General features: G+C 38.0%; 16 protein-coding genes and 8 pseudogenes. 14 read left to right on the plus strand and 10 right to left on the minus strand.

The genetic code is table 11. From position 1 onward, the window contains the following. Positions 1-94 precede the first annotated feature (94 nt). A pseudogene (locus tag NQ782_RS19775) lies at positions 95-1,051 on the minus strand (transposase); the annotation flags it as partial. 215 nt (positions 1,052-1,266) lie between these two features. Between NQ782_RS19775 and NQ782_RS19780 the strand changes: the two are divergent. The 4 genes and pseudogenes from NQ782_RS19780 (at position 1,267) to NQ782_RS19795 (ending at position 5,613) form a co-directional block, all read left to right on the plus strand. Continuing rightward, the gene (locus NQ782_RS19780) at positions 1,267-1,677 is read left to right on the plus strand and encodes a DUF2946 family protein (RefSeq protein WP_267581322.1); all 411 of its coding nucleotides are present in this window, start codon (positions 1,267-1,269) and stop codon (positions 1,675-1,677) included. A gap of 273 nt (positions 1,678-1,950) precedes the next feature. After that, a complete protein-coding gene (locus NQ782_RS19785; protein WP_016165460.1) occupies positions 1,951-3,396 on the plus strand; it encodes a cytochrome ubiquinol oxidase subunit I in 1,446 nt (481 codons plus the stop codon). After that, complete coding sequence (gene cydB, locus NQ782_RS19790; RefSeq protein ID WP_016165459.1) at positions 3,393-4,397, plus strand: cytochrome d ubiquinol oxidase subunit II; 1,005 nt, start codon at positions 3,393-3,395, stop codon at positions 4,395-4,397. The genes NQ782_RS19785 and cydB overlap by 4 nt, the downstream gene beginning before the upstream one ends. Before the next feature lie 284 nt (positions 4,398-4,681). After that, positions 4,682-5,613, plus strand: a pseudogene (locus NQ782_RS19795) (IS5 family transposase). A 53-nt stretch (positions 5,614-5,666) separates the two neighbouring features. Here NQ782_RS19795 and NQ782_RS19800 read toward each other — a convergent pair. Continuing rightward, a pseudogene (locus tag NQ782_RS19800) lies at positions 5,667-5,738 on the minus strand (twin-arginine translocase subunit TatA); the annotation flags it as partial. A 444-nt stretch (positions 5,739-6,182) separates the two neighbouring features. On the opposite strand from NQ782_RS19800, the gene NQ782_RS19805 reads away from it, so the two are divergent. Beyond that, a complete protein-coding gene (locus NQ782_RS19805) occupies positions 6,183-6,680 on the plus strand; it encodes a Dps family protein (protein ID WP_121523815.1) in 498 nt (165 codons plus the stop codon). 79 nt (positions 6,681-6,759) lie between these two features. Here NQ782_RS19805 and NQ782_RS19810 read toward each other — a convergent pair whose 3' ends face one another. The 3 genes from NQ782_RS19810 to NQ782_RS19820 all read right to left on the minus strand — a co-directional run bounded on the left by NQ782_RS19810 (position 6,760) and on the right by NQ782_RS19820 (position 8,680). Next, positions 6,760-7,407 carry a peroxiredoxin gene (locus NQ782_RS19810; protein WP_267581321.1) on the minus strand — a complete coding sequence of 216 codons (648 nt, stop codon included), beginning with the start codon at positions 7,405-7,407 and terminating at the stop codon, positions 6,760-6,762. Between the two features lie 26 nt (positions 7,408-7,433). Then, positions 7,434-7,841, minus strand: a complete 408-nt coding sequence (locus NQ782_RS19815) for a rhodanese-like domain-containing protein (RefSeq protein WP_267581320.1) — start codon at positions 7,839-7,841, stop codon at positions 7,434-7,436. Between the two features lie 419 nt (positions 7,842-8,260). After that, a complete protein-coding gene (locus NQ782_RS19820; protein ID WP_068912717.1) occupies positions 8,261-8,680 on the minus strand; it encodes a DsrE family protein in 420 nt (139 codons plus the stop codon). Positions 8,681-9,127: 447 nt separating this feature from the next. Between NQ782_RS19820 and NQ782_RS19825 the strand changes: the two genes are divergently transcribed. The 3 genes and pseudogenes from NQ782_RS19825 to NQ782_RS19835 all read left to right on the plus strand — a co-directional run. After that, the gene (locus tag NQ782_RS19825; RefSeq protein WP_000122230.1) at positions 9,128-9,433 is read left to right on the plus strand and encodes an IS630 transposase-related protein; all 306 of its coding nucleotides are present in this window, start codon (positions 9,128-9,130) and stop codon (positions 9,431-9,433) included. A gap of 47 nt (positions 9,434-9,480) precedes the next feature. Next, positions 9,481-9,975 carry an IS630 family transposase gene (locus NQ782_RS19830; protein ID WP_267581319.1) on the plus strand — a complete coding sequence of 165 codons (495 nt, stop codon included), beginning with the start codon at positions 9,481-9,483 and terminating at the stop codon, positions 9,973-9,975. A 17-nt stretch (positions 9,976-9,992) separates the two neighbouring features. Then, positions 9,993-10,396: pseudogene (locus NQ782_RS19835) on the plus strand (transposase); the annotation flags it as partial. 60 nt (positions 10,397-10,456) lie between these two features. Here NQ782_RS19835 and NQ782_RS19840 read toward each other — a convergent pair. The 3 genes from NQ782_RS19840 to NQ782_RS19850 are packed head-to-tail and all read right to left on the minus strand — an operon-like array spanning position 10,457 to position 13,521. Next, positions 10,457-11,161, minus strand: a complete 705-nt coding sequence (locus NQ782_RS19840; RefSeq protein ID WP_068912714.1) for an ABC transporter ATP-binding protein — start codon at positions 11,159-11,161, stop codon at positions 10,457-10,459. A gap of 3 nt (positions 11,162-11,164) precedes the next feature. After that, a complete protein-coding gene (locus NQ782_RS19845; RefSeq protein WP_267581318.1) occupies positions 11,165-12,373 on the minus strand; it encodes an ABC transporter permease in 1,209 nt (402 codons plus the stop codon). Further along, the gene (locus NQ782_RS19850) at positions 12,370-13,521 is read right to left on the minus strand and encodes an efflux RND transporter periplasmic adaptor subunit (protein ID WP_016165452.1); all 1,152 of its coding nucleotides are present in this window, start codon (positions 13,519-13,521) and stop codon (positions 12,370-12,372) included. Before NQ782_RS19850 ends, NQ782_RS19845 begins: the two co-directional genes overlap by 4 nt. 403 nt (positions 13,522-13,924) lie before the next feature. Between NQ782_RS19850 and NQ782_RS19855 the strand changes: the two are divergent. Together NQ782_RS19855 and hemJ are read left to right on the plus strand one after the other, a co-directional pair. After that, positions 13,925-14,111, plus strand: a pseudogene (locus NQ782_RS19855) (beta-ketoacyl-ACP synthase I); the annotation flags it as partial. Between the two features lie 80 nt (positions 14,112-14,191). Next, on the plus strand, positions 14,192-14,644 hold the full coding sequence (gene hemJ / locus NQ782_RS19860; RefSeq protein ID WP_016165450.1) for a protoporphyrinogen oxidase HemJ: 453 nt from the start codon (positions 14,192-14,194) through the stop codon (positions 14,642-14,644). Positions 14,645-14,735: 91 nt separating this feature from the next. On the opposite strand, the gene NQ782_RS19865 is transcribed toward hemJ, so the two are convergent. Next, entirely contained in the window at positions 14,736-15,440 is a 705-nt protein-coding gene (locus NQ782_RS19865; RefSeq protein WP_001067783.1) for an IS6-like element IS1008 family transposase, read from the minus strand. Positions 15,441-15,779: 339 nt separating this feature from the next. Between NQ782_RS19865 and NQ782_RS19870 the strand changes: the two genes are divergently transcribed. Together NQ782_RS19870 and NQ782_RS19875 are read left to right on the plus strand one after the other, a co-directional pair. Further along, a complete protein-coding gene (locus NQ782_RS19870; RefSeq protein ID WP_267581317.1) occupies positions 15,780-17,012 on the plus strand; it encodes an ATP-binding protein in 1,233 nt (410 codons plus the stop codon). A gap of 136 nt (positions 17,013-17,148) precedes the next feature. Continuing rightward, positions 17,149-18,314 (plus strand): IS3-like element ISAba22 family transposase gene (locus NQ782_RS19875; protein ID WP_267581316.1). Its coding sequence is split into 2 segments (ribosomal slippage): positions 17,149-17,407 and positions 17,407-18,314, totalling 1,167 coding nucleotides; the frame shifts between segments, so codons are not numbered across the junction. Positions 18,315-18,356: 42 nt separating this feature from the next. Here the strand turns inward: NQ782_RS19875 and NQ782_RS19880 are convergent. Continuing rightward, positions 18,357-18,518: pseudogene (locus NQ782_RS19880) on the minus strand (helix-turn-helix domain-containing protein); the annotation flags it as partial. 89 nt (positions 18,519-18,607) lie between these two features. Between NQ782_RS19880 and NQ782_RS19885 the strand changes: the two are divergent. Next, positions 18,608-18,730: pseudogene (locus NQ782_RS19885) on the plus strand (helix-turn-helix domain-containing protein); the annotation flags it as partial. A 174-nt stretch (positions 18,731-18,904) separates the two neighbouring features. Continuing rightward, positions 18,905-19,024 (plus strand): annotated as a pseudogene (locus tag NQ782_RS19890) (IS3 family transposase); the annotation flags it as partial. Between the last annotated feature and the right edge of the window lie 404 nt (positions 19,025-19,428).

Here is a 19,428-nt window from a genome sequence, read left to right on the forward strand (position 1 = left end):
GTACACAGTGCACTGGGTTATGTATCGCCTTTTGAGTTTGAAGCAATGTACTATGATAAGATTAACCCGTTAGGTCAGGTGGCCTAACTTAAATAAAAAGTCTCCGACAAACCCGGTACGGTTCAATATTCATAAAAATATCATTCCACTGCGTTTTCTGTATCTGTACATAAGCCATCAATGCAGCAAAAATATGATTGCTAATTAATTTCGATCGCCTAACCTGAAACTTTTCAATATGGCACACTTGCTTAATCACTCGATGATATTGCCCAATTTTCCAATGACTTGCATGTAATGCTTGAAACTCTTCAAATGTTAAAGGAACCTGATCTGGATCATAAACAATATAAAACCTCTGCTGTTCTCTTAGCTGAGTCTTAAATAATTGTACATATCCAAAGTCTTTAAGCCATACGCTTTGTCCATTTTCAAAGGCAGGTAATGTCCGTATCTGATACCAAATCCCTTTTTCAATAGAGACTTTGCGGTTACTGTCAATACCAAACATAAACCGAATACCATGATTTCTTATGGTTTTTAGATTAGATGTGGCTGCGTACCAACTATCACCTGTGACATAACAAATATCAGCTCCCCATTGAAGAACTTCGTTTAGCATCTCAATAAAATAGTCATTTTTAGTTTTGTTTTCAGACTTATCATACAACCTGAAATTAATAGGCACATTCTTACCCTGTAAATCTGTAGCGTACAGGGTGATGAGATTAATTCCTTTTACTGAACGGTGATGTTTACCTGACCAGAAAAAGCCAACTAGATCCATATGCTGGCTATAGGGTTTATCTAGTACAGTATCATCCACGCTGACAATAAGTTTCTTATTATCAATGTATTGAATAGCCTCAGCATATAAATCCTGTGGACAGTAATTCTCACGTTCTAAAAAGCGATTTACGCTATCGTGAGAAATTTGGTAAGTATCTGCAAGTTGCGTACAACTTATAGAATGTGGTTCTGTCATAAGAAATCCCATATAGATGGGTAAAGTACATTGAGCTGTAGAAGCATGTTTGGTTTGTCTGATCACTTACATGTTATACAACATATTCATCATTTTTTTATGTTGTCAATGCGTATGTCCTATTTAATCAACTTTTTATTTATTTTTTTTTGCTTTTCAAAAACGAATATATATTATATATTTATAGAATGAAAAGCTGAGTAAATAAGTAGGAATTTATCTTTAAATTTCATCTTTTTATCCAGCGTATCCCTCTTATTCGATGCCAGTCGAGAGAAAACTTGCTGAAGCGAAGTGGAATCTTTATTGCATTTGCAGCCATACTTTTGCAAATTGCAGTATATTTACAGCCTCTGCTGCCGGAAAAATTTCATATTGCTCCGGTCTGTATGTCGATCACCCACAATCTTCTTTCGCCTGCTGATCATCAGCATATCCACTCGGTTCATCATGAGCTGCTACAGGATTTGATGCTTCAACATTCCCACGATCACAATGAACATAACCATCAATGCCAATATTGTAAGGTCTATGGTGATTTGGTGCTGCCATTTAAGTTGGGGATTGATGAAGTTCTGGACCGGATTCAAGTCAGATTAAATTTCTATCAGACTGTTTTCCGGCATGTCTATTTCAGCTTACAGAAGCTGTATTTGCTGCCGCAGGGCAGAGCGCCTCCTTTGGCTCTTTAAGACACGATTTGTCACATCAAACAGTTGTTTTGTTTGTACCACACAACATCTTAAAGAGTTTTAATCATGAAAATTAATACTTTGTTGCCTGTTAGCAGCATTATGAGTTATCTCAGCCTTAAAAAAGTAATGTGGGCATGCAAACGTGAAGGCTTACGTATTTACAATACTGTAAATATGTGGACACACTTAAATTTAAATATACATAAAACGATATTTCAGAGTGTTTTGCTGAAATCTTTTCACCCATTAATAGAAGGATAAGGTGACAACATGGACTTAGGGTTAACCGCGCTAGAACTGGCGCGTATCCAGTTTGCATTTACCGTATCGTTTCATATCATTTTTCCTGCCATTTCTATTGGTTTGGCCAGTTTTCTGGCTGTTCTGGAATGGCGTTGGCTTAAAACTAACGATCCAGTATACCGAGACTTATTTAAGTTCTGGATCAAAGTCTTTGCCCTGTCCTTTGGTATGGGCGTGGTCTCTGGCGTGGTGATGAGCTATCAGTTTGGTACCAACTGGAGTGAGTTTTCACGGATTTCCGGCAGTGTGACTGGACCATTATTAGCTTATGAGGTTTTAAGTGCTTTCTTCCTTGAAGCTGGTTTTCTGGGGATTATGCTATTTGGTTGGGGCAGAGTGGGACCCAAAACCCATTTTTTCGCAACGCTGATGGTGGCTGTCGGTACCTGTATATCCATGTTCTGGATTCTGTCCTCAAACAGTTGGATGCAGACGCCACAAGGCTTCACCATTGAAAATGGGATCATCATCCCGCAAGACTGGTTTGCGATTGTCTTTAATCCATCTTTCCCTTATCGATTGGCACATATGGCAATGGCTTCCTTTCTGGTCTCTGCTTTGCTAGTAGCTGCCACAGCCGCATTTCATTTATTAAAAGGCCGTCGTGATGCCTTGGTGAAAAAATCATTTTCCATGGCCATGTGGATGATTCTCGCATTGGCACCATTGCAAATGTTTGTCGGAGATCTACATGGCTTGAATACCCTAGAACACCAACCGGCCAAACTGGCAGCTATGGAAGGACACTGGGAAACCAATAAAGATCATGGCATGCCACTGTATTTATTTGGTATTCCAGATATGGAAGCTGAAGAAACCAAGTATGCGATCGGAATTCCGAATCTAGGTAGCCTGATCATGACACATACCTTAGATGGTGAAGTCAAAGGCTTAAAGGAATTTGCACCTGAAGACCGTCCAAACTCGCTGGTCGTGTTCTGGAGTTTCCGGATTATGGTCGGACTTGGTGTACTGATGATTTTAATGGCGGTGCTAGGTGCATGGCTAAGAAAAACTGACAAGTTCTATGACTCGGTATGGTTGCATAGATTTGCGCTATACATGGGACCTTCAGGATTTATCGCTTTACTTGCAGGTTGGTTTACCACTGAAGTCGGTCGTCAACCATGGGTTGTTTATGGTGTATTGCGTACCAAAGATACACTTTCTCCAGTTTCAGCGGAACAGGTAGGTTTAACCCTTATTATTTTTGTGATGGTCTACTTTATTGTGTTTGGAGTCGGCATTTTCTACATGTTGAAATTGATGCGCAAAGGTCCAGAATTTATACATTCGGCACCACATAGTGAGCAGGCAGTTATACAGGCATCAAAACGTCCATTAAGTACGATTGATGATGAGAACGACCTAAATAAAGAAAATCCTAAACAGGATCAGGAGAACCAAAAATGATCGATTTATCATTGATTTGGATTCTAATTATTGGATTAGGTGTGCTGATCTATGTCGTGCTAGATGGTTTTGACCTCGGCATCGGTATTCTATTTCCCTTTATTTCCGATCGTCAGGAACGTGATGTCATGATGAATACCGTCGCGCCAGTCTGGGATGGCAATGAAACATGGATGGTACTTGGAGGTGCGGGATTATTTGCAGCATTTCCCTTAGTGTATTCCACTGTACTGTCCGCCCTGTATATGCCGATTATTCTGATGGTGATCGCGTTGATCTTCCGTGGTGTTGCGTTCGAGTTCCGATTTAAGGCCAATAAAACTAAACATCTATGGGATCAAGCTTTTATATGGGGTTCCATTCTGAGTTCATTTTTACAAGGCGTAATTTTAGGTGCCTATATTCAGGGAATTGAAACCACCAATGGGATATATACTGGCGGTGGTCTTGACTGGTTAACACCTTTTTCACTCTTTACTGGTATTAGTGTTGTTGTTCTGTATGCAACGCTAGGATGTGGCTGGTTGATCTTTAAAACCGAAAAAATGCTGCAGAACCGCATGTTTGAATTGATGCCAAAACTGCTGATTTCATTACTGATGATTTTTGTTTGTGTCAGCATCTATACGCCTTTGGCTCATCCTCAAATTGCAGAACGCTGGTTCAGCCAACCACAACTCTTTTATTTTAGTCCAGTGCCAGTATTGGTTCTGCTGTTTACTTTCCTGGCAATCAAAGCCTGTAAGCAGCGCAAAGAGTTCCTGCCATTCATTTATACCTTGGCTTTGGTAATTTTGGCCTATACGGGCTTTCTAATCAGTCTATGGCCTTACGTCATTCCACCATCAGTCACCATTTGGGAGGCTGCGGCACCTGCTAGTAGTCAATTGTTTGCCCTCATTGGAGCGTTGATCTTAATTCCGATCATTCTTATTTATACAGGATTATCCTATTGGATTTTCCGAGATAAAGTGCGTGTGGGTGATGAGGGTTATCATTAAGGAGGCAGAATGAAAATTTCTGAATTGAAATGGTTTATTGGCTTATGGCTGGCTGGTTTTTTAAGTTTGGCATTGGTCGCAGGACTATTTAGATTTCTGTTAAAATTGGCTTATTAAGTTTTAAACACAGGTCAGTGAGGTTTTCCTTACTGACCTATTTTCTATAGAGGTTCAGTTTTTTAGATGTTAAAAGTTGCTGGATCTGAATAAGTTTGATGAGAGATTTGGACGGCTTTGTTGCACAAACCTATCTGTAAAGGGTTTTTCAGCGATATAATTTTCAAATGAAGAAGCCTACACACAAAATCTACCGCACAACCCATTGGCCCGCATATAACCGAGCACTCATGAGTCGCGGAAATATTGCCATTTGGTTTAATCCTCCTACGCAATGGTATGCGCCATCAAAAGGCAAACAAGGGCGAAATCAAACCTACTCCGACGCAGCCATCCAATGCTGCTTAATGATTAAATCCTTATTCCGTCTGTCTTTACGTATGGTCACTGGCTTTGTGCAAAGTCTGATTAAACTGTGCGGATTAAATGGGACAGCATCAGATTATACCACGCTTTGTAGAAGACAAAAGCATATTGATATTGCAATCAGCTAGCAAAAAAGTAGCGATGGGCTGCATCTGCTCATGGACTCTACAGGCATGAAGTTTCTAGCTGAGGGCGAATGGAAACGCAAGAAACATGGACCTGAATATCGTCGCCAATGGCGTAAACTTCATATTGGTATAGATGCTAAAACCCTACAAATACGAGCAGTTCAGCTTACAACCAATAATGTCAGTGATTCACAGGTGCTTGGTGATTTACTTAATCAGATTCCACAAGATGAGCGGATTGACTCTGTTTATACCGATGGAGCTTATGACACCAAGCAATGCCGTCAGGTCATTGCAGATCGGCAAGGGCATGCGGTGATTCCACCTAGAAAAAATGCGAAACCATGGAAAGATACAAAGAGTAGCTCGCTAGAGCGAAATGAATTACTTCGAACAATTAAACGTTTAGGCAGGACACTATGGAAAAATGGTCAGGCTATCATCGCCGCAGTTTGGTGGAAACCAAGATGCATTGCATCAAATTATTAGGCGATAAATTAATGGCAAGAAGCTTTCCTAGTCAGGTGAATGAAATTCATGCACGTGTAGCAGCCCTCAACAGATTTACGGAATTAGGTCGACCACTTACCCAAGTTACGCCTTAAATTTGGCTCAATTAGGGGCGCTTTGCATTTCAAATCTTTGTGCAACAAAGCCGTTTTAATGTGCCAAATAAAAGAATCACGACAATTGCAAAAATGAGTACGTGCTAAATAGATAACCCTGCCATCCCTATTTCTCCTATAATTTTATTTTATATCGCAATTACTTATCATAATTATATGCCATTCGGCACGGGCTTGAAAGGCAAGCTGAACCTTGGTCGTAGCTTAAACTTGTTTGTAGCTTAAACTTGTTTAAGGCTTCCTACTTATTAAGCATAATAATCCTCAACAAGCACTATTCAGGATAATTGAATATTTGAACACATGAGCTTTACATCAAATAATCAGCATCTAGACTTCATTTAACTTGATAATGGCACTGTATTTGAATCAGCGATATTCTAGGGGTTTCATTTTCAATATTGATACTCTTCTAAAAAGGAGAACTGATCTTGATTGCCTGAAAATGTGAGAGTAAGTACAGATAATTTGCTCTTTTACTATTAATTGTATATCTAACAATGCTATGGTCGTCTAATTACATTTCAAAACATCAGGATGTTAATATTATGGGTAGTTCAAAAAAGCAAGCTAAAATGGTAGCAATTGATATTGGTATCTCTCAAGATAACCGTGAAAAAATTGTCAAAGGTTTATCACGATTACTCGCTGACAGTTACACTTTATATTTGATGACTCATAATTTTCACTGGAATGTCACTGGTCCACAGTTTAACAGCCTGCATAACATGTTCATGGGTCAATATACTGAGCAGTGGAATGCTCTAGATGTGATCGCAGAACGTATTCGTGCGTTAGGTTTTCCTGCTCCGGGCACTTACAAGCAATTTGTAGAATTAGCATCAATCAAAGAAGTAGAGGGTGTTCCAAAAGCGAATGAGATGATTCAATTGCTGGTCAATGCACACGAAGCTGTTGCAAGAACTGCAAGAAGTATATTTGATGTTGTGGATGCAGCGAATGATCAACCTACTGCAGATGTACTCACACAACGATTAGATATTCATGAGAAAACCGCATGGATGTTAAGAAGTCTTTTAGAATAAAAATTCATTTCATTATAAAAAACATGAGGCTAATAGCCTCATGTTTTTTATATTTTAAAGTAAATAATCACTTTAAAAATTATAGCGATTTAGTACTGTAGTACCAATCTACATAATTATATCCTTCAGATTTACGTGTATCTGCAGCTTCCATTGTTGCTGGTGGTGGTACAATTACTTCTTGGCCAGGTTGCCAATTTTCTGGTGTAGCCACTTTGTATTCATCAGAGGTTTGTAACGCTTTAAGTACGCGAAGAAACTCATCAATACTACGTCCATTACTCATCGGGTAATAAACCATTGCACGTAAGATACCTTCAGGATCGATAATAAAAGTGGCACGAACAGCGGCTGTATCACTAGCACCTGGTTGGATCATGCCATAAGCTTTAGCAACTTCCATTGAAAGATCGGCAATAATCGGGAATGGAATTTTAATACCAAAGTTTTCTTCAATACTACGTGCCCAAGCAATATGTGAATGTACACTATCAATTGATAAACCTAATAACTCACAGTTCAATTCCGCGAATTGTTCAGCACGTGTTGCAAAACCCATAAATTCAGTAGTACAAACAGGGGTAAAATCAGCTGGATGTGAAAACAGAACTAACCATTTACCTTTATAGTCTTCTAAACTTTTCATGCCATGAGTGGTTTTGGCATTGAAATTTGGAGCTGGTCTATTTAATTGTGGAAATGTTACAACTTCATCTAGGTTAGACATTTAAAGTCTCCTTAGTGGATGTGAAATTAGTTCAAATAAGAAACAGTTGGATAACCTTCATCAATCCAAGCTTGCATACCACCTTCTACAGAATAGAGTTTTTCAAATCCTATGTTTTGAAGTGCTTGAATTGATAGAGCTGAACGAGCTCCTGTACCACAGATTAAATAAATATCTTTTTCTGATAATTCCTGTAAAGAATGTTCAATTTCGCAATGGTGATTCACTAGGGGATGTTGAGCTATTTTCATTTCCAACATCCCTCGTGGAAAATTTACAGCTCGATCAATTGCTACAGTTTTGTATTCTTCAGGTTCACGAACGTCTATTGAAATTAAGTCAGGATATTCTAAATATTTCTCGTACAGCTTCTCGACTTTTATTTCAATAACCTTATTTTTAGCTTCAGTTATCAGCTGATTTGGGGTTTTCATACTATCCCTCTGGAAGTCGATATCACTATACTTTATATATTTATAATATAATAAGTATTCTCATTATTGTCTAATATTATTAGACTTCTTTTCATAAATCAAAAAGCAATCTTCTTTCTGATCCTCAGTTCAAGCGATACATAGGTATCTGATTGTCAACTTTTTATTTAATGGTTAAGCAATTGAAAATGCATATTCCATCTAAAGGCAGACCATCCAAATTAAGCTTGGAAAATCAAGTTCTTCTCTTCCTGAGCTATTAGCAGGAATACCGAATGCTATTCTTGTTGCGAAAAGTTGTGGTATTTCTATAAAGCTACAGCCCTGAAATTTCACGGCTGTAGCTTTATAGTTCTCTGAGTAACGTCATGTGAATTTAATAGGTTTTATTATACTTTGTTGTAAGAAATCTGATTAAATCACCATGATAGAGTTTTGGTACCAGGTTGAAAAATTGCTTCCCCCATATCATCAGGATTCGCATATTTTAAACCTTTGATAAGATCACCCTCTTTAACACCATATTGATCCATACACATTTTACAGATAAAGACTTGTCCACCATTGACCATTATATTTTTCAGCATGGCCTGATGCTCTGCATATCTATGTTCGAAGCGGCTAGAAGCAAGCATAACCCCTTGATCGACTAAATATACAGTCAAGGGATGCCCTTTTTGGAATTGATTATTACTCATGCCGATGGCCATCTTTGTACGATGAGCATCATTACTGGTAAGCAATACAAATAATGGATCTTTTGTTGTTTCTGCTACTGCAATCGATAAACTTGAAAAAAACAGCAGAAAAGACAAGCACAAGTTTTTAATAAATTTCATAGGATTTATACTCTTTTTAAATCAATATAACCTGAATTGTGGATAAGAAATTGGCTTGAAAAAAAAGGTGGCTACATACTATTAGGGAGTTACCACACAACCTACGCTTTCAGCGACCATGTTTGATTTTACATATTTCTTCTGCATGATTGATGACTTTTTTCAAAAATCGAAGTAACTTATTGGCAATTTTTAAAATACGATCCTCTCAATTAAAAGTTTCGTAAATCGTGTTTATTGCCATTTAGTATAAATTTTCGTATTTCCATAATCTCAAAGTTTTATTCTTTTCATTAAAGCAAAATCACGGTCAAGTCTTTAGATATTTACCTTGTTAACAACGGATAGTTTATCTCATCAGAGCACATCGATTGGCACTGTATGCTTTACATTTTGTCTTGATGAAAGATTATAGTCAAATCATTATAAAACCAATACAATGGTGCAATGAGTTATTCAGAACATTTTAGACGTAAAATTTTAGCTAAGCTTGAGGAAGGTTATTCTATTCGAGCGGTAGCTGCACAATTTGAAATTAATAAAAATACCATTGTTGAATGGAAGAAACGTATAGAGATTAAAAAAACTCGTGTACGTAAACCTTCTAAAATTAACGATGATGCTTTACGTGAAGATGTTGAAAAGTATCCTGATGCTTATCAATATGAACGTGCTGCACGTTTTAATTGTGGTGTTTCATCTATTGGTGCTGCATTAAAGCGCTTAAATATTACAGTTAAAAAAAGACGTTAAGCCATCCTAAAGCAGATACAAGGCTTAGGGATAAATTTATTCAGCAAGTGAAGGAATTAGAAAAAAACCACCCGATTATTTATCTGGATGAAAGTGGTTTTAAGTCACATGATTATAGACCTCATGGCTATTCACGAAAAGGAGTACCCTGTTTAGGGCAATATAATTGGCAATTAAAGAATCAGACCAATGCCATTGGAGCAATCCATAAAGGGGATTTATTTTCAGTCGGTTTATTTGATTGCAAAATCAATTCAGATGTTTTTCATTTTTGGATTGAGCAATTCCTGATACCAGCATTACCTGAAAATAGTGTAGTGGTTATGGATAATGCAGCATTTCATAAAAGAGCAGATATTCAGGAATTCTTGGAACAACAAGGGCATAAAATTCTTTGGCTTCCTGCATACAGCCCTGATTTAAATCCTATAGAACAGATGTGGGCATGGGTTAAACATAAGCGTAAAGAATGGTTGATCGACTCAGTCGATGAGTTATTTCGAGTTTTTTTCGAATCCTGTATGAATAATAAAGTAGTTTGACTATATCAGAGCAATTTTATTTATGGATCAATCGACTACGCTGCCTGTAGGCAAAAATCAGCGTATTCAACGGTATAAATATCTACCATTGCAACAAGTGGTAAAAGCTCAATGGACTGGTTCTTTGGCTGTAAGCTACATTTAATCATGAGTCAGTCAGGCAAGATTGTCAGTACAGCTTTATCTAATGAACATACAGCAGACATTAAAATGATTGAGCATTTGGTAGAAGGCTTAAAAACAAAACTCTATGCTGTTCATGGATATATCAGTCAAGAATTAAAAATCAAATTTGAGGAATCAAGACATTTGGTTTAATTACATATCATCGTAAAAATATGAAAACTATTCGTTTATCCAAAGCAGATGAATACCACTTAAAACAACGCAATAAAAAGAAAATTTATTCAGCTTATTGAAAATAATTAAGCTATTAATCTAAATCTATCAACTAGATAAAATACTTTAAATTTCTACGCTTTTAGAAACTACGACCCTCTCCTTTTTCTTCATACGTTATTCCCTCACGAATATGATATAGTCGCTGGAAAGTCGGAATAATTTTATCGTCATGTGTAACAACAATAATTGCTGTTTGAAATTTTTCCGCCATTTCGTGCAACAAACGAATTACAGTCATGGCACGAACGCTGTCTAAAGGTGCCGTTGGCTCATCTGCCAAAATGACAGGTGGCTTATTAATCAAGCCGCGTGCAATAGCTACACGTTGTTGTTCACCACCCGATAATTGCCCAGGCATGGCATGAATACGATGCTGAACATCTAAAGCCGTTAAAATTTCTAAAGCACTTGCACGTGCTATGTTATTAGGAACACCTGCAAGCATAGGTAATAGCGCAACATTATCTAAAACATTCAAAAAAGGAATCAAATAAGGTGTTTGGAACATAAAACCAATTTTGTCACGTCGCAATGCACTTAAATCTTTTACCAACCAGTGTTGATCAAAAATCACTTCACTCCCTAAAGTCATACGTCCTTCAGTGGGATCAATCACAGCGCCTAAACATTTTAATAAGGTACTTTTACCTGAACCTGACGGACCAATCAGTCCAACAACTTCTCCTGGATCCACCCACATATTGACATCTTTTAATGCATAAAAAGCATTATCACCTTGCCCAAAACGTTTTTTTAAACCCTCAATTAAAATTCCGTGGGTCATGTGTTATCCTCCAATTGCTTCGGCTGGATCAATACGTAATGCCATACGAATAGCTACTAGACTTGCCAACATACAAATCAACATCACAGCAATAAATCCAAGAATAGAATCCTGAGGAATCAATAATACATACTTTGGAAAATATGGCGCAGCAAAGGTTGAAGTGATTTTACCTATAGTAAATCCAATTAGACCAAGTGCGAGCGCTTGCTGTAAGATCATCCAGGCAATCGTTCGGTTGCGTGTTCCAATTAGTTTCAGAACTGCAATTTCTCGAATTTTATCCATGGTTAGGGTATAAATAATAAATGCCACAATTGCCGCGCTCACGAAAGCCAAAATTACTAAAAACATCGCAATCTGCCTTGCTGACGTTGCAATCATCTTGCTAATTAAAATATGTTCCATTTGAAGACGCGTGTAGACAGTCAGTTGCTGCCAACGTTGGATGTGTTCAGCAGTATCTTCTGCGGAAGTACCAGTTTTAAGACGGACTAAAATTGCATTTACATAACGATTGCTGGTTTGAGCACTCAGAACACTGTCTAATAAATCTGGATAAGCAGGCCGATTGTAAATTGGATTTTGTGCGGTACGTCGGCGGTCTTGTAAAATTGCCGCATTATCTTTTTGAAATTGGGCTTGTTGTGCATCTTTAATCGGAATAAAAATCATCGGGTCACCACCTGATGACACCATTCGTCGAGTCAATCCTACTACAGTAAAATAATTACGACGGATTTTGATGCGATCACCTAATTTAAGTCCTGAAGTGATGTCTACAACAGCTTCATAGTGCCCTCGAGTCAATTGACGTCCCGCTAAAAGGTAAGGTGGCCAGCCTAAATTATTCCAGGCATGTTCACCTGTATGGATTCCAACCACCATCGCACGGATATCTTTATCTTTATAATGAACTTGTGTGGTCAGATAAGTAATATTTGAGGCATGTTCTACTTCAGGTGTAGTCATGACACTACGATATAAATCATCACGCACACTAGAAGGTTCAGCATATGGACCAAGCGTATCTTGTTGTACTACCCATAAATCTGCACCGCTATTATTTAATAAAGCCTTGGCATCATCCACCATACCACGGTAGACACCCGCCATAATTAGAGTCACGCCGATCAACAAGCCAAGTCCAAAACCAGTAAAAACAAACTTACCCCATGAATGGAATATATCCCGACCGGCTAAGCTAATCATTCAGATGTTCCTGCAAGATTTTTTACAATACGCAAACGGTTTTTCGCATTAAGTGGTTTTTCACTATATAAAACGATTTGATCATTTTCTGATAGACCATCGAGTACTTGAACATCACCCTCTAAATTAGAGCGACCTAGTTTAATTTCAATAAATTGTAGTTTTTGATCTGTCACTTTCCAGACACCGACTTGGTTATTGATGCGGTGAATAGCAGCATTTGGAATAGCAAGGCTGCGAGACAGTGGTGCTAGTTTAATTGTCACTTCTGCTAATTCACCTAAAGGGGGTAGAGGGTTAGGTTGTTGACTAAAGACTACTTTGGCTAAGATTTCTTCGGTAATAACATCTGCACGAGGCTCTACCCATAAGACTTGACCTGAAAGCGTGTTACTTTGACGCGAACGTAAATGAATTTGTGCAGGTAAACCTGAGGCTAAGCCAATCGCACTAGATTGATCGAAGCGTGTATTCAACCAAATAGACTTCGGGTCTACGATTTCCAATACGGTTTGCCCTGCAACTACAGTAGAGCCAGGTTCTGCATAACGGGCTGTGACTATACCTGGTGCTGTTGCCATTAAATTTAAATTGTCGCGCTGGGCTTGTAGTGTATTGAGGTCTGCACGGGCTTTATTAAGTTCTTGCTGCATTGAGCCAAGTGCCGTTGTAGCAAGATCAAGTTCCTGCTGCTTAATGGCGAGTGACTCTTGACTGGTGGCATTGATTTTGGTGAGTTGCTGATAGCGTTGAACTTGTTGCTGTGCAAACTTTTGACGAATTTGAGTATCTTGTTGCTGAGAGATGATTTTTTGGATAATGGCACGTTGCGCAAGTATTTTTTCTTCTAAATCAACGGGATCCATTTCCCCTAAAAGTTGTCCAGCTTGTACAGCATCTCCTATATCGACTCGAAGGTTTTTAAGACGACCTGCCGTTGTGGGACCAATCTTGTAATTATGACGAGCTTCAACAGTCGCTATACCAAATAGACTAGGCTGAATGGATTTATACTGAACTTGTATCAGAGTGACCTTGACAGGTGCAAAAGGTCCTGTACGCAATAGGACATAAACCAAAAATAAGATTAATGTAATAAGCACTACAAGAACGGAAAGAGCCCTCTTTCCTAATAAAAATGTTTGCATCTGTATTTTGCTTATCTTATTTAATTAAGAATAATATAATCTATTTTTAAGTATTATGTAAAACAATTCCTTCCTAATTTAGATACCTAATCGGTTCGGACTGCCACTATCTAAGCTCATTCCACTGAATCATCACTTTCTAATGAACTAATTCTTTCCCCAAAAAGGATTGTAGCAACCTCTCTAGTGAACACACTTTACCAAGCTATCCGATAAGCCTTAATTAAGTTCCCACTTAAAAATAAATGGGGACTTAATTCATGACTACAAATACCCATGCATGGGACGTAAAAACTGGCTGTTTTCAGGATCACTACGCAATGGCTAATGAGCTGTGAACATATGACGCTTACAGTCAGCGAAACTGAATGGACTGTATCCGTATCGTATGCCTATATGAGTGATTTATTCAGTATTAATGATGAAAAAATGACTTTATTGCACCAAACATCAACGTGACTGAACTGGATGAAGGCGCAAAACGATTTGATATCGTACTTGAAAAACGTGATGCAAAATTGAATACTGTGATGAGTAACAGTTTCGGTTTTGGCGGTGTAAATGCCTGTCTTCTTGTTTTCAAAAAATAGGAAGGCTAAGCTAAGAAGTGTTGATCATTCAGCCATGGATGATCAACTTCTGCCACACTGCCCTTTAAAAGGGTGAATGGATGGATGCTCCTTCTGATGCTTTCTTGTGGGTAAAAGCATTACATATTATTGCAGTCGTTTGTTGGTTCGCGGCATTGTTCTACCTGCCACGTTTATATGTTTATCATGCGATGAGTGAAGATGGCACGAGTCATCAGCGTTTCCAGATTATGGAACGAAAGTTGTACCGCGGCATCATGTGGCCGTCAATGCTTGCCACTCTCATCACAGCGCATTTTTTAGTGGATTGGGGTGATGCAACTCGGCATTACCATGAAGCACTCTGGTTTTACCTGAAAGTTGGATTAGTGGGCTTACTGGTGATTTACCATTTTGTTTGTGGTTATTACCGTAAAAAACTGATGGAAAACCCGCATTACAAATCACATAAGTTTTGGCGTTTCTTCAATGAAATGCCAACGCTTATTTTACTCGCAGTAGTGATTTTAGTGGTGGTTAAACCGCAGTTTTAATCCAGTTGATTTTAAAAAACCTCCTTAAGGAGGTTTTTTGGCACTGTTGCAAATAGAGATTTGAGTCGATGAAGTTCCCTTTAAAAAGTGCTTAGAGACCGAAAACCCTGTTGATTAGACACACTTCACCCTGAGGCTGACCATAATAAAATGACGATGCTTGTCCTTTACGTAGTGCACGCATGACTTCAATACCTTTAATTGTGGCATAAGCAGTCTTCATAGATTTGAATCCTAATGTGGCCCTGATGATTCGCTTTAACTTACCATGATCACATTCAATGACATTATTTTTATACTTAATCTGCCTGTGCTCAATATCTACTGGACATTTTCCTTCTCGCTTTAATCGTGATAAAGCATGGCCATAGGTCGCTGCTTTATCTGTATTGATGACCCGTGGAATTTGCCATTTTTTCACCGTATTGAAGATCTTTCCTAGAAAACTATAGGCTGATTTACTGTTCCGTCTAGCGGAAAGGTAAAAGTCAATCGTATGACCGCGTTGATCAACTGCACGATACAGGTAAGTCCATCGCCCCTTCACTTTGATATAAGTCTCATCCATATGCCATGAATGTAAATCTGTAGGATTACGCCAATACCAGCGTAACCGTTTTTCCATTTCTGGAGCATAACGCTGAACCCAACGATAAATTGTACTGTGATCCACATTTATGCCTCGTTCAGCGAGCATTTCTTGAAGTTCACGATAGCTGATGCCATATTTACAATACCAACGAACAGCCCAAAGAATGATTTCACCTTGAAAGTGCCGACCGTGGAAGGGATTCATCTGCTGTATCTCGAAATAAATAAGATATTTAGCTTATCATGTCAGCCTATTTGCAACAGTGCCCTCAATTTGTATAGCAGATAAAAGGGAGCATCAATAATCAAAAATACAGAATTCGGATTGATGTCTTAGATAAAAAAACCTACCAAATTTCGTCTGAAGAGTAGACCTGGTATCTTGGAGCTTGTCGTGATTAGCTTCTCTAAACGGCTATAACAGCAGTTTAGAATTTTAAATATTTCACATGAACTGGAAACTTTCTTTGTAATTAAATATATTTTCACTTGGCATCTAAACTTTGATAGAATAAATTAAAACTTTAGAGTTTAAGTGTAAACAATGAGAAAAACTAATATTCGACGTGATAGCTACTTAAAATTTCTGAATACATGGCAAAACCGTGATGTCATTAAAGTGCTTTTGGGTGTACGTCGCTCTGGAAAATCCACCTTGCTGGCGATGTTTCAACAAGACTTAAAAGCACAGGGTGTACAAGCCGAAAACATCATTGCCATCAACTTTGAATTTATGGAATTTGAAGAACTCACCGATTACCGCAAACTACATGATTATGTACTGTCAAAAGTTGATGAAAGCAAGAAAAACTATGTTTTTTTAGATGAAATACAACATGTTACCAATTTTGAAAAAGTAGTCGACTCTTTATATGTTCGGGATTATATCGATTTATATATTACAGGTTCAAATGCATTCTTTCTAAGTGGAGAACTTGCGACGTTACTCACAGGACGCTATATCGAGCAACATGTTTTACCCTTGTCATTCCAAGAGTTTAAACAGTGGCATATTGAAAATAATCCGATCATCCAACAATTATCCAATCGTGATTTGTATGCCATGTACACGCGCAGTAGTTTCCCCTATACGCTTGCCATGACCAGCCAGCAGGAAACCTATGATTACTTGCAAGCAGTCTATGCCAGTGTAATGTTTAAAGATGTTATTCCCCGTTTGAATACTGCCGATATTAACTCTCTTGAGCGTGTCGCAAGATATTTGGCAAGCGTGACAGGCTCACCCATTTCCATCAATAAAATTAAAAATACCTTTGTTTCAAGTGGGGTTAAAATCTCATTTGAAACAGTAAAACGCTATATTCAGGGCTTACAGGACAGTTTGCTATTTTATAGCGCCGCACAATTTAAAGTACGTGGGCGTGAGTTATTACAATCCTCTGAAAAATACTATTTAGTTGATGTGGGATTGCGCCGCATTATGTTGCCTGATGCTAATGCTGATCAAGGTCATATCTTAGAAAATGTGATTTATCTTGAGCTTGTCAGACGAGGCTATACGGTCTATGTAGGGCGGGTTGATGAATATGAAATTGATTTTGTTGCTGTCGATACTTTACAAAATTTAACTTATTATCAGGTGGCATTAGAAACGCTCAATGAGGAGACACTCACCCGAGAGTTACGTCCATTACAGAAAATTTCTGATTCGTATCCCAAGTATTTACTTACCTTAGACACCATAGGGACTGAAGCCAATTATAATGGTATTGTAAAAATGAACGCTCTCGATTGGTTGCTTTCTGAAAATAAGTAAAGTGGAGTATAGGCATCGACAATCCAATTTCTCGATCAAAGCCCAAGGCCTTTTTCAGCATTAACCAAAATGATATGTGCTGAAAAAACAGGAGGTTTTAACTTGGTAAACTAAACACACTCATCAGGAGTTTACCATGAGCAAGAAACACAAGACTTACACCACAGAATTTAAAGCTGAAGCCATCAAATTAATTGAAGCCAATCAAGGCAATGTCTCGGAAACAGCTAGACAACTTAGCATTTCAATGCAAACTCTTTCAAATTGGAATACCAAAGCAAAGGCTGGAACTTTAGCAGGTACAAAACAGTATTCACCTGATCTAAACGCTCTACTCGAAGAAAATAAAAAACTCAAACAACAGCTCAAAATAGCTGAAATGGAACGTGAATTTTTAAAAAAGGCAGCAGCGTACTTTGCCAAAGAAAGTCAGTAAGGTACGCCTATATGAAACAAAAAAGATATTCTTTTCCAATTACCTTAATGGCTCGATTACTTCATGTTTCAGTTTCATGTTTTTATGATTGGCTCAAGAGAGGCGTGAGCAAAAGAACGATTCAACGAAATCAACAGACGATATTGGTGAAAATAGCCCATGAGGAGACAAGGCAGAGCTATGGTTATATTCGATTAACCAAATACTTACAAGCTCAGGGTATAAAAATGAGTATGTACGCTGTACGTCAGATAAAAGCGCTGAACCACCTGTATTGTAAGCGACACAAGCGTTTTAAAAGGACTACGAATAGTGACCATAATCGAGCGATCTATGAAAACCTGCTGGAGCAACAATTCTCAATGACTAGACCAAATCAAGCATGGTCAAGTGATATTACGTACATATGGACTGTTGAAGGATGGCTGTATTTAGCAGCGGTAAAAGACCTTTACACGAAGCAAGTGGTTGGCTATAGCTTAAATGAGCGCATGACAACACAGCTTGTTTGTAATGTGCTAAATATGGCTATTCACAATCAAAAACCAACCAAAGAACTGATTGTGCATTCAGACAGAGGAAGTCAATATTGCAGCCATGAATATCGAAATATACTTGAGCAATATGGTTTTCAAGGTTCAATGAGCAAGCGCGGAGACTGTTACGATAATGCACCGATTGAAGGCTTTTGGGGAATACTGAAAAATGAGTTAGTGCATCATTACAACTATCAAACCAGAGAAGAAGCCAAAGCAGATATTATAAAATACATTGAGTTATTTTATAATCATCGAAGAATTCAAAAGGGTTTGGGTTTTAAGACACCAAATCAAATGGCCGAAGACTTTTATAAGTTGGCTGCCTAGAATCTCCCAAGGGAAAGTCTCCTGATAATTCAGCGTATATCAACTTATTCTAGGCTGTATACGCTGATACTGAGGTGTGGTGTTTTGCCGTAAATATTTACGTACGGTATTTCTGGACACCCCCAGTTCACGACTAATGGCTTTAATAGATTTACCTTGTTGATGAAGTATTTGGATTGTCACTGCTTGCTCCAAAGTTAACATGTTGAGCAGTCCAAAATGACCGCTATATTAACCAAGGGGGTCAGTTTTTAAATGCCATTAGGGGGTCATTTTTACACTGCTGCTAACAGGGTGTTTCGAGACGTACACTCGAATCTTGGGAACAAGGTACTAGAAGACCTTCAGGAGCAGCAACATCGCTTATTCGATTATTTATTGTTGATCCACAATTTGTAAAAGAAAGCCTGGCTTGATTTATATAGCTCTTGATTGAGGGCTATTGGCCTATTGATTCTAGCCAAAATAATGGACAGTACTTCCCTCTAAAGATAACGTAACGTTAACTTTGGAGATCCAAGAAATGGCTATCTTGCGCAGCAATGCTGCTCAAGTCCTGAATTTAAACAGCAAGCGATTGATTATGCACTATTGAGATTTATTACAATCGAAGCAGAAGACATTCTGCAAACGGCTGGTTAAGCCCAGAAGCCTTTGAACAGAAATATTTCAAGAATTTAGAGGGATTTGTTGTCCACGATACTGTCTAGGATCAGCTTGGATTAGTGACATATTCAGCTCCTACAAAATTCAATAGTAGCTGAAGATCGACTTAATGCGACAGAACCGAAATATTACCTCAAATAATTAAGGTTCGGTTACTAAGTCTGTAAAACAAACCCATTGCAGAATAGTATTTAACTATCATTGATTTTTGTTGCTTAATACAGATTTTAACAGTGGTTACTTTTTTGGTTACTACAATGTAGAATATCGCAAAAATATTTATAAAAAACATATATATAAATATTTATGTGATGCGTATCATACGCATCATATATAAAGCGTTCTATTTTGATATAATTGATCCAATCAACCACTTATTAGGTTTCATTTAAATTCCATGAGTCTTACTGAAATTAAAGTTCGCCAAGCTCATTGCAAGGAAAAAACC

The organism is Acinetobacter sp. BD54, from assembly GCF_044778325.1.
Taxonomy (GTDB): Bacteria; Pseudomonadota; Gammaproteobacteria; order Pseudomonadales; family Moraxellaceae; genus Acinetobacter; species Acinetobacter baumannii.

Coding starts and splice junctions, on each gene's coding strand:
- NQ782_RS19815 (WP_267581320.1), bottom strand. CDS start 7,841: ATGAAAACCCCAAATCAGCTGATAACTGAAGCTAAAAATAAGGTTATT.
- NQ782_RS19865 (WP_001067783.1), bottom strand. CDS start 15,440: ATGAATCCCTTCCACGGTCGGCACTTTCAAGGTGAAATCATTCTTTGG.
- NQ782_RS19845 (WP_267581318.1), bottom strand. CDS start 12,373: ATGATTAGCTTAGCCGGTCGGGATATATTCCATTCATGGGGTAAGTTT.
- NQ782_RS19810 (WP_267581321.1), bottom strand. CDS start 7,407: ATGTCTAACCTAGATGAAGTTGTAACATTTCCACAATTAAATAGACCA.
- NQ782_RS19785 (WP_016165460.1), top strand. CDS start 1,951: ATGGACTTAGGGTTAACCGCGCTAGAACTGGCGCGTATCCAGTTTGCA.
- cydB (WP_016165459.1), top strand. CDS start 3,393: ATGATCGATTTATCATTGATTTGGATTCTAATTATTGGATTAGGTGTG.
- NQ782_RS19870 (WP_267581317.1), top strand. CDS start 15,780: ATGAGAAAAACTAATATTCGACGTGATAGCTACTTAAAATTTCTGAAT.
- NQ782_RS19825 (WP_000122230.1), top strand. CDS start 9,128: ATGAGTTATTCAGAACATTTTAGACGTAAAATTTTAGCTAAGCTTGAG.
- NQ782_RS19850 (WP_016165452.1), bottom strand. CDS start 13,521: ATGCAAACATTTTTATTAGGAAAGAGGGCTCTTTCCGTTCTTGTAGTG.
- hemJ (WP_016165450.1), top strand. CDS start 14,192: ATGGATGCTCCTTCTGATGCTTTCTTGTGGGTAAAAGCATTACATATT.
- NQ782_RS19820 (WP_068912717.1), bottom strand. CDS start 8,680: ATGAAATTTATTAAAAACTTGTGCTTGTCTTTTCTGCTGTTTTTTTCA.
- NQ782_RS19840 (WP_068912714.1), bottom strand. CDS start 11,161: ATGACCCACGGAATTTTAATTGAGGGTTTAAAAAAACGTTTTGGGCAA.
- NQ782_RS19805 (WP_121523815.1), top strand. CDS start 6,183: ATGGGTAGTTCAAAAAAGCAAGCTAAAATGGTAGCAATTGATATTGGT.